General features: G+C 69.8%; 10 protein-coding genes. 5 read left to right on the forward strand and 5 right to left on the reverse strand.

Features of this window, described 5'->3' with window-relative positions:
* The first annotated feature begins 36 nt into the window (after positions 1 to 36).
* Complete coding sequence (locus H0B56_RS01955; RefSeq protein WP_180891185.1) at positions 37 to 1,971, forward strand: IucA/IucC family protein; 1,935 nt, start codon at positions 37 to 39, stop codon at positions 1,969 to 1,971.
* Positions 1,972 to 2,008: 37 nt separating this feature from the next.
* Here H0B56_RS01955 and H0B56_RS01960 read toward each other — a convergent pair whose 3' ends face one another.
* The 4 genes from H0B56_RS01960 to H0B56_RS01975 all read right to left on the reverse strand — a co-directional run bounded on the left by H0B56_RS01960 (position 2,009) and on the right by H0B56_RS01975 (position 7,606).
* A complete protein-coding gene (locus H0B56_RS01960) occupies positions 2,009 to 4,495 on the reverse strand; it encodes an ATP-grasp fold amidoligase family protein (RefSeq protein WP_180891186.1) in 2,487 nt (828 codons plus the stop codon).
* Positions 4,496 to 4,594: 99 nt separating this feature from the next.
* Positions 4,595 to 5,863, reverse strand: a complete 1,269-nt coding sequence (locus H0B56_RS01965) for an MFS transporter (RefSeq protein WP_180891187.1) — start codon at positions 5,861 to 5,863, stop codon at positions 4,595 to 4,597.
* Positions 5,863 to 6,192: a DUF4190 domain-containing protein gene (locus H0B56_RS22670; RefSeq protein ID WP_180891188.1), complete on the reverse strand. Its 330-nt coding sequence runs from the start codon at positions 6,190 to 6,192 to the stop codon at positions 5,863 to 5,865. Before H0B56_RS22670 ends, H0B56_RS01965 begins: the two co-directional genes overlap by 1 nt.
* A gap of 52 nt (positions 6,193 to 6,244) precedes the next feature.
* Positions 6,245 to 7,606, reverse strand: coding sequence for a rhodanese-like domain-containing protein (locus H0B56_RS01975; protein WP_180891189.1), 1,362 nt, complete (start codon positions 7,604 to 7,606; stop codon positions 6,245 to 6,247).
* A 147-nt stretch (positions 7,607 to 7,753) separates the two neighbouring features.
* On the opposite strand from H0B56_RS01975, the gene H0B56_RS01980 reads away from it, so the two are divergent.
* From H0B56_RS01980 to H0B56_RS01990, 3 genes are all read left to right on the forward strand, one after another.
* On the forward strand, positions 7,754 to 8,443 hold the full coding sequence (locus H0B56_RS01980; RefSeq protein ID WP_180891190.1) for an ArsR/SmtB family transcription factor: 690 nt from the start codon (positions 7,754 to 7,756) through the stop codon (positions 8,441 to 8,443).
* Between the two features lie 55 nt (positions 8,444 to 8,498).
* Positions 8,499 to 8,807 carry a nucleotidyltransferase domain-containing protein gene (locus H0B56_RS01985; RefSeq protein ID WP_180891191.1) on the forward strand — a complete coding sequence of 103 codons (309 nt, stop codon included), beginning with the start codon at positions 8,499 to 8,501 and terminating at the stop codon, positions 8,805 to 8,807.
* 229 nt (positions 8,808 to 9,036) lie between these two features.
* Positions 9,037 to 9,594: a hypothetical protein gene (locus tag H0B56_RS01990; protein WP_180891192.1), complete on the forward strand. Its 558-nt coding sequence runs from the start codon at positions 9,037 to 9,039 to the stop codon at positions 9,592 to 9,594.
* Positions 9,595 to 9,680: 86 nt separating this feature from the next.
* On the opposite strand, the gene H0B56_RS22675 is transcribed toward H0B56_RS01990, so the two are convergent.
* Positions 9,681 to 10,307, reverse strand: a complete 627-nt coding sequence (locus H0B56_RS22675; protein ID WP_246360775.1) for a hypothetical protein — start codon at positions 10,305 to 10,307, stop codon at positions 9,681 to 9,683.
* 500 nt (positions 10,308 to 10,807) lie between these two features.
* Between H0B56_RS22675 and H0B56_RS02000 the strand changes: the two genes are divergently transcribed.
* Positions 10,808 to 11,944 (forward strand): cobalamin-independent methionine synthase II family protein, encoded by a 1,137-nt coding sequence (locus tag H0B56_RS02000; protein WP_180891193.1) that lies wholly within the window; start codon positions 10,808 to 10,810, stop codon positions 11,942 to 11,944.
* The last annotated feature ends 5 nt before the right edge of the window (positions 11,945 to 11,949 follow it).

The raw sequence follows: 11,949 nt of genomic DNA on the forward strand, positions 1-11,949 counted from the left end.
TGTCTCGATATGACCTGATCCCAGGAGAAAGCCCACATGGCAGCCATTACCCGGTCGTGCGGACATGCGCATGCCACAGAGCCCTGCCCTGACTCCGGTGATCGGGCAGGCGAGGCTGACGCTGCTGAGCTGGTCCTCCGCGATCTGGTGGACACGCTGCTCCAGGAGAACCGCTACCAGATCGCCGACATGGTGGCGGCCTGCGCGAGCCCGCGGGAGGAGATCGCGCCGCTGGGCCGCGCGGAGGTGTGGTGCACCGTCCCGGCCGGGCGGGGAACCCTGCTGTTCCGTGGCCGCGACGGTGGGACGTTGCAGCGCTACCGGCTCTCCCGCGGGCCCGTGTGGTACGTCGAGCCCGGCGAGCCGCCACGGGTGCTCACACCGGACGAGGTCCTCACCACGCTCGCGAACGGCCACGGTCACCTCGACGAGCCCGCCGAGCAGGTCGCCGCGGACCTCCGGGTCGCAGTCGAGCACACCGCCGCGACCGTGCCGGACCGGTTCGCCGACCTCGCGACACCCGCTCCCGGCGAGATGCTCGCGGGGGAGCGGCTCGCCGCGACCCGCTGCCGCCCCTTTCATCCGACGGCGCGCGCCATCGTCGGGTGGTCGGTCGCCGACCTCGAGCGGTACGGCCCGGGCCGCGAACACCCGGTGGCGCTGGACTGGGTCGCGGTGCGCCACGAGCGGCTCCGCTACGGCACGGGAACCGACGCCGTGCGGTTGGCCCGGCACCTTCTCGACGACGCCGACCGCGGGGCGCTCAGTGACGCCATGGTTGCAGCCGGCCTCGGCGCCGGGGACTACGCGACGATCCCGGTGCATCCGTGGCAGTTCGATCGGGTCCTGCCCGCGGTGTTCGGTACCGAGATCGCCTCGAACGACATCATCCCGCTCGCCAGGTCCGTCGGCCGGTTCCACCCGACGTCCTCGCTGCGCACGCTGGCGACGTCACCGGAGTCCGAGTGGCACCTCAAGCTTCCCCTCGGGGTCGAGACCCTGGGCATCACCCGCCTGCTGCCGCCGAAGGAGCTGGACAACGCGCAGCGCGCGCAGGCGACCATGCGGCACATCCTCGAGCGTGACCAGCTGCTCGCGTCCATGGTGGTGCTGTCCGAGGAACATCACTGGTGCACGTGGGGTGGTGACGACGAGTTCGCCGACCGACCCGGCCAGCTTGCCGTTCAGCTCCGCCGGTACCCGCGTGAGCTGCTCGACGACCCGGCGGCGGTCGTGCTGCCGATGGCGGCCCTTGCCGCGCACGAGTGGGACGCGATGGCCAAGACCCTGGCCGGTGCCGGGTTCGACCCGGGGGACCCTGCCGGGTTCTTCCGCACCCTCAGCGAGGCCTTCTGCGAGCTCGCGTTCGGGTTCCTGCGTCATGGCGTCGTCCCCGAGCTGCACGGCCAGAACGTCCTCGTCGAGCTCGTCGACGGCAACATCCGCCGGTTCGTGCTGCGCGACTACGACACGCTACGCGTCTGTCCGGAGTGGATGCGTATCGCCGGGACCCCCGACCCCGGGTACCGGACGAAGGGGGGCGGGACGCCTGCGCTCGCGTTGCCCGGCATGCGTGAGCTCGTGGGGTATCTCCAGACCCTTGGTGTACAGGTCAACCTCTACAGCATCATCGACGCCATGACCCGCTACTACGGGATGGACGAGCGCGTGCTGTGGTCGCAGCTACGCCAGGCCGTACGCGGCTGCCTGAGCCGGATCGACCTCGCGCGCTCCCTCGCGACGCTGCTGGAGACCGTGCTGCTGCGCGAGGCCACGTGGCCGTCCCGGCAAGTACTCGGTCCGCTGCTCGAGGAGGTCCGCACGCCGGGGATGGTCATGCCTGCCAGCGCCGGTCACGTACCCAACCCGCTGCTGCCCGGCCCCGCGCACCAGCGAGGGACCGGGTACCCGGCCGCTGATCATCTCGTCGGCCGCGCGCCGTGGGAGATGCGTGCCGCGTCGAGCGTGTGACCCGTCGGGCGGGTGAGTGCTCGCCGTCGGCTCCGCCTCAGCGGGTGGCCTTGGCGAACGCCGCGAAGTCCTTGCCGCCGAGCACATCGTCGATGATGCGTCCCTCGGCCAGCACCCAGGACTCGGCCATGCGCCTGTCCCACGTCTCGTCGAACAGCTCGAACGCGCCGGGGCGCGGTGTGAACTCCCCGAACACCAGCCCGTCCTCGCCGCGCAGCATGTCGATCCGCATGAACGGCACGGGGATCTCCCGGCTCAGCGACTCCACCAGCTCGAGCTGCTGCTGAGTCGCTCCCCGCGCCTCGTCCAGGTGCTCGCCTCGCGTGACCCCGGTCCGCGCCGGTTCGTTGTCCCTTGTCCAGTAGCGCACACCCTGCTTGCCGCCGGAGACGCGGCGTGACTCCCTGATCAGGAGGACGTGCCCGTAGAACGCGTAGAACTTGAGGTCGGTGGCCGTACGCAGGGTGCTGGAGTCCTCGAGGACCAGCTCCTCGGTCATCCACCTGTCCGGGACGGGTCTGCGCTCATGAGACATCAACCGGCGGGCATGCTCGGCCATGGCGTCCCATGAGGACAGTTCCATCCCGTCTCTCAGGTGGATGATGTGGTCGGGCGCGTACACGAGGTAGGTGCCCTTCGACCCGGTCGACCGCACCGGTTTGATCACGATCGGGCCGGCCGGCTCGATGGCGGCGAACGGTCTCGCGACCCGGTCACACCGGGGTCGCCGTACTCCCACCTCGTCCACGAAGGCGTAGGCTTTCGCCTTGTTGTCCAGCAACCAGCCCGGGCGGAACACTCCCAGCCTGCGCGCCTCGGACTGTTCCAGCATGAGCGACCGGAACGACAGCCCCGACGGCAACGACAGGTCGTTGCGTTCGAGGCGGCGCACCATCGCGTGGGTCAGGTGCCGGGGCTCGGTGACGCGCAGCAGCGACCGCACCCGGGCGCGGTGCTCGTCGCCCGCTGTGGCGAGCAGCCGGGGTTCCAGTTGCCGTTCCAGCTCCGCGACGGTCAGCCTGTCCAGGCGCTCCCTGGTCGCGTGCATGGCGTCGATCCGGCTGCCGCCCGTGGACGGCTGCTTGGCCACCACCATCCCGCCCTGGCTGTTCGCGTCGAAACTGCGCTCGACATACGGCTCGAGCGTGGCCAGCACGGGCGTGGCACCGAGCCCGGGAGAACGTTGCGGCGTGAGGATGTTGCTGCCCCTGGCGCGGAAACGCACCGGCGGGTCGGTGATCCGCACCTCGGCGCCGGTGCGGGGCGGGATCGTCAGGTAGTCCAGGCGCGGGAGCGAGCGCGCGAGGTTGTGCAGTGCCCACGCGGACACATCGCTGGCCCCGGGCACGCCCGCGATACCGATGTGGATCCCGGGGTCGGCCGTGATCGCCGCGTCGGCGAGCTCGGCACTCGCCAGCAGCCCACCGGCCCTGTCGGGCCTGATGGTGAGGGCGCGGCACCCGCCGTGCGCGTTGAGCCGTTCCAGGTCGCTCGCGTCCTCGACGCCCTCGCCTGCCACGACCCGCAGGTCCAGGGCAGGCCCGTGCGGTGCGTCCCGGCAGGCCTCGTCGGCTCGCCGTTGCAGGTCCGGCAGTGCGGTGAGCTGCTCCGCGGGCACGAGCCCCTGCAGCAGGACCGAGGCGGGCAGCTCGCCGGAAGCCATCCGCGCGGCCACCCCGTCAACGAACCTCGCGGCGCCGCCGGCATCCAGCGCCTCGGCCAGCTCCAGCCAGATGGGCCTGTCCAGGTCGGCCGAGCGGTTCGCGCGGGCGACCGTCTCCAGCAACGTCCAGTCGTGCTCCACGGCGCCCACCCCCTGCAGGCGCGTCACCGGGTACCGTCGCTGCCGTATGGCCCGCTCGGCGGCAGCATCCGGTGCGCCCCCGGACGGGATCCGCGAGCCGCTGATACCGACATGCTCGCGCGTGCCGCCGAGCAGCTCGGAAACCTGCAGGTCCAGCGCGCGGGCAGCGGTGTCGAGCAAGGCGACCTCGATCCCGAACAGCGTCCCGCGCAGGTGCCGGTTGCCCGGTCGCGTACCGGCATGGTCCGCGGCGAGCCCACTGAGCTCGACCATCACGCGGCGCACCGCGGTGACCGCGTCGTCACGGTCCCGGAACGCCAGCGTGCGCCGGTACAGGCGCTGGCTCGCGGCGCGGACGAAGGTCCAGGCGGCGTCGCCGCCCTCGTCGGTGTCACCGGCGAACGCATGCTCCGGCAGGGCCTCGCCGACCCCGTCGATGAGCTGACCGCCCCGGTCGGCGGTGATCATGATCAGGATGTTGTCGCCTGGCGCGGTGGCCCCGGCGGTGACCCCTGCCGCCGAGTCGCGGGAGCCCTGGTGCGGGATGTCGTAGTGCAGCGCCGCGACCCGGTTCAGGCGCAGCTCATCGGCATCGCCTGCCGACCGGGAGCCCGTGAGGCGACTCCGCAACCGCCGGAGACGGTCCCGCCCTGTGCGCGACGACGGGAACATGCCGCGTCCCCGGTCGTCAGCCCGCCCGGAGGTGCGTGACGGCTCCATCGGGCCCTCCTCAACGGAACGCGGCTCACTCGAATGTGTAGTAGACGATACCTTAGGCTAGCCTTCCTTAACTGTGAGATAGCACGCAAGTCACCGGCGTCAGGCACCGCTGCTGGCACGGGGCGGCCGGGTCTCGTACATGCGACCGGCGACGTCGAGCCCGCTGGCCGCGGTGACGGCAGCCACCACCACGATGGCGGTCGCCACGCCGAAGGCGTCGGCGAGCACGCCTGCGAGTACGGCGCCCACGGCGAAGCCGATGTCCCGCCAGAACCGGTAGACGCCCACGGCGGTGCCGCGCCAGGCGGGGTGGGCGACGTCGCCGACCGCGGCCAGCAACGTGGGGTAGGCCAGCGCGGTGCCCGCGCCGAAGAGCGCGCTGCCCGCGGCCCAGACGGCGACGCCGTCACCGAGGGCGACGGCGATCAGGCCGGCGGCTTCGGTCCACTGGCCTGCCGCGATGAGCCACTTGCGGCCGATCCGGTCGGACACGGCACCGGTGATCAGCTGGCCGACGGCCCACACGGCAGGGGCGACGGCGATCAGCAGGCCGATCCGGCCCGTGGACAGGCCGCCTGCGGCGAACAGCACCGGGAACAGCCCCCATGCCGCGCCCTCGTTCAGGTTGTTGACCAGCCCGGCCTGGCTGGCCGAGGACAGTGCCGGCTCGCGCCAGGTCGCCAGCGCGAACACGCGGCCCGCCGGCACGTCGGCGTCGAGGGACGCGTCGCGGCGCACGTGCGTGCGGTTCTCCTCGGCGACATGACCCGCCGTCTCGCGCACGACGACAGCGGACAGGCCGAGACCGAGTGCGGCGACGGCCACCCCGAGCAGGAACGGCGCCGGGCGCAGGCCGAACTCGGTGGCGGCGGCGCCGGTGACCCACGCGGCCAGCGCCACGGCCCCGTAGCCCGCGGCCTCGTTGAGGCCCATGGCCAGCCCGCGGCGGTGCGGGCCCACCAGGTCGATCTTCATGACCACGGTCAGCGACCAGGTCAGCCCCTGGTTGAGGCCCAGCATGACGTTGGCGATCACCACCCACTCCCAGGTGGGCGCCCACATCAACAGCAGCGGTACCGGGATCGCCGCCAGCCAGCCCGCCACGAGTACGGGTTTGCGGCCGAACCGGTCGGCCAGCGTGCCCGCGAAGTAGTTGACCACCGCCTTCGTGAGCCCGAAGGCGACGATGAAGGTCAGCATGGCGCTGTAGGAGCCGAGGCCGAACTCCGCCTCGGCCAGCAGCGGCACCACGGTGCGCTCCTGGCCGACCATGCCGCCGACCAGCGCGTTGACCGCGACCAGCAGCGTGAACTGCGGCAGGTTCTCCCGCAGCCCCAGGCGCGGCGTCACACGGGCGGCGGGACGCATCAGTGCTCGTGGGAACCGTTCATCATGTCGCCCATACCGTCCATCCCAGGCATCCAGGCGAATCCGAGTCCCATGAGGACGACCATCAGCACGATCCCTGCGACGCCGACCCATCCGAGCACGACGCCGGCGATGGCCATGCCGCGACCGCCCTCGGCACCTGCCGAGCGGTCGATCTGGCTCAGTGCCACGTAGCCGAACACGAGGGCGAGGATCGACCCCACACCCCAGAACCAGACGATGCCGAGGACGAGGGAAGCGACGGCGAACCCGTTCGTCGTGCTCGGTAGCGGTCGCCCCGACTGATGCTGTCCTGGCTGCTCACTCACTGTGCTCTCCTTTCACCGTGCGGTCCTGTCCGGAGCCGCCGTGGGGTCGCCGTTACTCCTCGAGCGACTGCCCGCTCGCGGCGGCAAGGTCGCCGGGTCCGCCTGCCAGTACGGCCACGTCCTCGTGGCCTGCGCGGGCGAGCAGGCTGGCTGCCGTCATGGCGCGCTCGCCGTGCCCGCACTGCGTCACCGCCGGGGAGCCACCCACCACGTCGGGGTGCCCGGCCAGCTCGGCGAGTTCGACGTGTACCGCGCCGGGAACGTGGCCACCGGCCCACTCGGCAGCCTGGCGCACGTCCACGACGTGCCTGCCCGAGCCTGCGGCACTCGCCGGATCCAGCAGGGACAGGCTCCTCTCCGGCTGACCGGCCTCCCGCCAGGCGGGGAACGGTATGTGGCCGGTGAGGTGCTCGTGGCCGATCTTCAGGCACTCCCGTGTCGCGCGATCGAGCTCGCCGGACTCGCCGCTGGTGACCAGGACGATGTCGCGGTCCAGATCGACCAGCCAGCCGAGCCACACGCCGAACTGGTCCCGCAGCGGGTTGGCCAGTGATCCGGGCACGTGCCCGGCGGCGAAGGCCTCCATGGGGCGCACGTCGACCAGTTCGGCACCGTTCGCGGCGTGTTGCCGCACCTGCTCGGGGTCCAGCCGGGGCGGCAGGGGCGGCTGGGGCCCGTGTACCGCGGGACCGGCGGCGTTGACCGGGCGCAGGCGGAGGAAGTAACCGGGGTAGCTGCCCAGCCCGGACAACAGCCGTTCGACGAAGGCATCCTCGTCACCGGCCTGCAGCAGCGGGTTGTGCTCGCGCTGCTCGCCGATGGTGGAGGTGTGCTCGCCGGGTGGGCCCGCCGAGCAAAACGACCCCGCACCGTGTGTGGGGTAGAGCGGTGTCTCGCCGGGCAGTTCGAGCAGGCGCTCGGTGATGGAGTGCCATGCCGCCCGCGCGAGTGGCTCGGTCAGCTCCGGGCTGATGAGGTCCGGGCGAGCCATGCCGCCTGCGGTCAGCGTCCCGCCGCTGAACACCGCCACCACCCGGTCCCCGTCGCGCAGCAGGTACGTCAGGTGCTCGGGTGTGTGCCCCGGCGTGGCCAGCGCCTCCAGCGTCAGCCCTCCGACGGTGCGCTCGTCGCCGTCGTCCAGCTCGTCGGCTGGGAAGCCCACCCCCGAGCCCGCCGGTAGGACCACCTTCGCTCCGTAGGTGGCCAGTTCCCGGCTGCCGGAGACGAAGTCGGCGTGCAGGTGCGTCTCGACCGTCCACCGGATCCGCCAGCCGCGCGCCCGTGCCGCCTCGAGGTAGCGGCTCGGGTCGCGCGCGGGGTCGATGACGACCGCCCCGCCGTCGCCGGTGGCGATGAGGTAGCTCTGGTTGCCCAAGCCGGGCTCCGGCAGGCTCACGATCTCCACGGTGCTCACGGGGGCTCCTCTCGGTACGCAGCCGTTCAGCGGTCCGGTACTCGATATTCAAAAGGTCTTTTGAAGACAATGGCAGCCGACGGCGCGGGAGTCAACCCTGTGAGCAGTTACTTCAAATGTTTTCTTGAATAAGTTACGGTGGGGGATATGGCACGGGAGAGCGAGAACGGCGGCGTCGGGAGCCGCGACGCCAAGAACGCACTGTTCGACGGCCTGGCCACGGTCGCGAAGGCGCTGGCGAGCGGGCGGCGTGCCGAGATCCTCGACCTGCTGACGCAGGGGGCGCGCTCCGTCGAGCAGGTTGCGGATGCGATCGACCAGTCGGTCGCCAACACCTCGCACCACCTGCAGGTGCTCGCCGGAGCGGGACTGGTCGAGTCCCAGCGCGATGGCCAGCGGGTGCGGTACCGCCTGGCTGGTGCCCGGGTGGCCGAGCTCTGGGCCGCGATGCGGGATGTGGCGGCACAGCAGGTGAGCGAGGTCGAGCGGCTGGCGAGCGCGTACCTGGGTGATCGTGGTGACCTCGAGGGCATCGGCCGTGCTGAGCTCGAACGGCGTATCAACAGTGGTGAAGCGGTCGTGCTCGACGTCCGCCCCCGCCTCGAGTACGAGTCCGGCCACATCCCCGGGGCACGCTCGGCACCGCTGTCGGAGCTCGACGAGGCGCTGGCGGCCCTACCGCGCGATATCGACGTGGTGGCCTACTGCCGTGGACCCTACTGCGTCTTCGCCGACGAGGCCGTGCGCAAGCTCCGCGCGGCCGGTTACGACGCGCGGCGGCTCGAGGACGGCTTCCCCGAATGGGAACGCGAGGGCCGCCCGGTCACACGCCCATGAGCGACGCGCGTGGCGCGGCCATTATCAGGCCCAATCTCAGTGGGAGGTGGATGCCGTGCATGCCACGATCGAGTCCAAGAGGCCCCAGATCGAGAAGCTGTGCCGTGAGCTGCGTGTTCGCCGCCTCGACGTGTTCGGATCGGCGACCGGCGAGTCTTTCGATGAGGGCTCGAGTGACGTCGACGTCCTGGTGGAGTTCGACGCCGGGCATGATTTCGATCATTTCGGATCCTACTTCGACCTGAAGGAAGGTCTTGAGGGGATTCTTGGTCGTCCGGTGGACGTTGTCACCTCATCCAGCTTGACGAACCCGTTCTTCCGCAGGCAGCTCATGCAAACGAGAGAAGAGTTGTATGCGGCCTGATCCACGGTTACGCGATGGTCGACGATGCACTCGTATGGCAAGTACTCGTCGATAAAGTGCCGGTGCTCGAGCAGGTATTGAGCGAGTTACTCACCACCTTGGGTGATCAACCGTAGCGGCGCGATCCGGTTCAAGCGCGCCCGGTTCGCGTACCGGCCGAAACGCTGCCTGTTGTCACAGGGGCACGCGAGGGTGTAGGAAAGCCCGTAGTGAGGCAGGTGGATGCGCCATGCATCATCGGATACCGGCGACACTGGTCATCACAGCGGTGCTGGCGCTGGCGTCGGCGGCCGTCAGCCCGGTGCACGGCAGCGAGCACGCAGAGGGTCGTGACTCGGCGGTGGGTGCGGGCACCAGCACGTTCCCGGTCACAGGCGGGCCGATCAGCTTCGCCTTCGCGGCACACAGCGACCCCTCAGGCGCCGCACCGGGCGGTTACTTCCGAAGCGAGACCGATGTGGACGGCGACGACCCGATCGAACCGTTCACGGTGCAGGGCGAGGTGACCTGCTTGCGAGTGGACGGCGACCGCGCGAGCTTCAAGTACCGCTTCGACCGGACCGCAGGATCGGCTGAGCCGTTCGACGGCGGCGGGATCCAGATCTTCGTTGAGGACAACGGCAAGCCACGCGGGGGCGAGCCGGTCGACGCCATGACTTTCGATCCGCCGCAGCCTGCTGGCGTGTACGACCTGCGCGCCACGCAGTGCGACGACCCGAACACCAGGGTGACCTACGAACGGATCGACTCGGGCAACATCACCGTGCGCGATGCCGAGCCGGAGTGATCCGGGGCCGGGGGCCCGTGTCCGCTGTCGGCAGGGCATCGCTGGACATCACGACTAGTCCATCGCGTGGCGGGTTCCGGTGCCGGTCATCGCAGAGCGTAGAAGGCTCGCGTGTCGTCGAAACTGAAGGAGTCCTCGACCCGGATGCTGCCACCATCCAACTGGTCGGAGGGTGCCGAGACGCAGACGTTCCCACTGACTTCGCCGTCGGGGTAGGTCTCCCCGGTCTCGTTGAGCGGATTCGGGATCACTCCGCAATGGTCGTCCATGGAAGCGCCGCCGAAGGTGTTGCCGCTGGATCCGACCACCGCCCATCCGAAGTCGACCCAGGCGGTACCCGACTCCTCGCCGTTGTACGTGGCAGTTACCTGGAACATGACGAACTGCCGCCCGTCGACGGGAGGCTCGTTGAACTCGTTCTCGGCAATGATGTCCTCGGCCGCGTCCGGATCGACCTCCGTCACCGCCAGCGACCACTCACCCATCTCGATCGTCGTACCGAGCTCCAGTGGGTCGTCCCGGCTTCCTAGCTCGGTACCGTCTGTTTCTGCTGGCTCTCCCTCGCCGCCGCTGCTGCCCTGCTCGTCCGTGTCAGCGTTGCCGGCATTGTTGAGTTCCTCGTCGATCTCGTCGACGGTGTTGAACACGATGGTCATACCCCAGATACCGAGCGCGATCGCACCGGCTCCGAGAAGCGTGCCGATCACTGACATCTTTTTGTTGGTCGCCGTGCCACGGCGCACCCGTCCCCATCCGAGTAGCCCGAAAAGGACGGCTATTGCGCCGAGTATGAGTGCGATGAAGCCGGTGAATGGTATAAGGCCGAAGACCAGACCCACGAGGGCGAGCACAAGCCCTGTGATACCGAAACCGTTACGGGGTTCCTGAACGTGTGCGGGGGCCGGCTGAGGCTCTGTCATATTGTCCCCTTCTCCGGAGAGTCGCGCGGTGTGCTTGTGCCGGACGACGTTATGCGGCCGCTACCCGTACACGATTCGTGACGGCTAAATACGGAAAGTGTTCACACGAGGCCATCACGCGTCGGACGGGATGCCGACTCAAGCCGAAGTTCCAAGCGTGGGAGAAAGTTAGTGCGGTCGTCGTGGGACGAAAGTCACTGATCCGACCGACTTAGGGTTTTTACTACGTCACAACACTTCTGTCGCGGTTGGTTCTTGCGCTCGGCCGACCTGGCGGCGCATAGAATCGGGCCATGGCCATTGCCGCACGCGCGGAGCATGTGGGGAGCCTGCTGCGGCCCGGCTACCTGCTGGATGCCAGGGCGGCACGGGCCCGTGGCGAGCTGACGGACTCGGAGTTCAAGGCGGTGGAGGACCGGGCCGTGCGGGAGGCCGTCGCGTTGCAGGCCGACGCGGGCTGCCCGGTGGTCACCGATGGTGAGCTGCGCCGGGAGTCGTTCCAGGGCGAGTTCACCGCCTCCGTCGACGGTGTGTCAGGCGCGAGCATCGACGCGTGGCTGTGGGGTGACTGGTACTCCGACGTCGTTGGCGACCAGCATGTGGAGCGTCCCGGGGACCTCGCGGTCACCGGGCGGCTGCGCAAACGCCGCAACCTGGCCGCGGAGGAGTTCACCTTCCTTCGCTCGTGCGTGGGTGAGCGGGCGAGCCCGGACGGTCCGGGTGCGATGACCAAGGTGACGTTGCCGAGCCCGAGCCTGTTCGCAGGCCTCTGGTCACCGGAGAACGCGGGCGAACCGTACGCCACGCTCGACGACTTCCTGTCGGACGTCACCCGGATCCTCTGCGACGAGGTCAGGGAGCTGGTTAGGCTGGGATGCCGCTACATCCAGCTGGACGCCCCGCACTACCCGCTGCTCGTCGACCCGTCGTGGCGGGAGTTCTACGAGCGGCGTGGCTGGGCGGCCGACCAGTGGCTCTCCTACGGGATCGAGCTGGACAACGCCGTCATCGCAGCGGGACGGCCCGCGACGTTCGGGTTCCACCTATGCCGCGGGAACCAGCGCAGCCGCTGGCTGGTCGCGGGAGGCTACGACCCGATCGCCGCTCCCGTGTTCTCCACAGTGCACGCCGACCGTCTCCTGCTTGAGTACGACGACGAGCGTTCCGGCGGGTTCGACCCGCTCCGGCTCGTGCCCGAGGACACCAGCGTGGTCTTGGGGCTGGTGACCACCAAACATCGCGAGCCGGAGCCGGTCGATGCGCTGGTCGAACGGGTCGATGTGGCGAGCGGGATCATCGGACGCGAACGCCTCGCTGTCGGTACGCAGTGCGGGTTCGCGACCTCGCTGTACGGCAACGCGCTGAGCATCGACGACCAGCACCGGAAGCTGGCGCTGGTGGTCCGCGTTGCCGAGCTGGCTTTCGGGTGACCCGC

It is taken from the genome of Haloechinothrix aidingensis (assembly GCF_013450155.1).
Lineage (GTDB): Bacteria > Actinomycetota > Actinomycetes > Mycobacteriales > Pseudonocardiaceae > Haloechinothrix > Haloechinothrix aidingensis.

Excerpts from the sequence above, each read along its gene's own strand:
- H0B56_RS01955 (WP_180891185.1), top strand. The coding sequence starts at position 37 with ATGGCAGCCATTACCCGGTCGTGCGGACATGCGCATGCCACAGAGCCC.
- H0B56_RS01960 (WP_180891186.1), bottom strand. The coding sequence starts at position 4,495 with ATGGAGCCGTCACGCACCTCCGGGCGGGCTGACGACCGGGGACGCGGC.
- H0B56_RS01965 (WP_180891187.1), bottom strand. The coding sequence starts at position 5,863 with ATGCGTCCCGCCGCCCGTGTGACGCCGCGCCTGGGGCTGCGGGAGAAC.
- H0B56_RS01980 (WP_180891190.1), top strand. The coding sequence starts at position 7,754 with ATGGCACGGGAGAGCGAGAACGGCGGCGTCGGGAGCCGCGACGCCAAG.
- H0B56_RS01990 (WP_180891192.1), top strand. The coding sequence starts at position 9,037 with ATGCATCATCGGATACCGGCGACACTGGTCATCACAGCGGTGCTGGCG.
- H0B56_RS22675 (WP_246360775.1), bottom strand. The coding sequence starts at position 10,307 with ATGTCAGTGATCGGCACGCTTCTCGGAGCCGGTGCGATCGCGCTCGGT.
- H0B56_RS02000 (WP_180891193.1), top strand. The coding sequence starts at position 10,808 with ATGGCCATTGCCGCACGCGCGGAGCATGTGGGGAGCCTGCTGCGGCCC.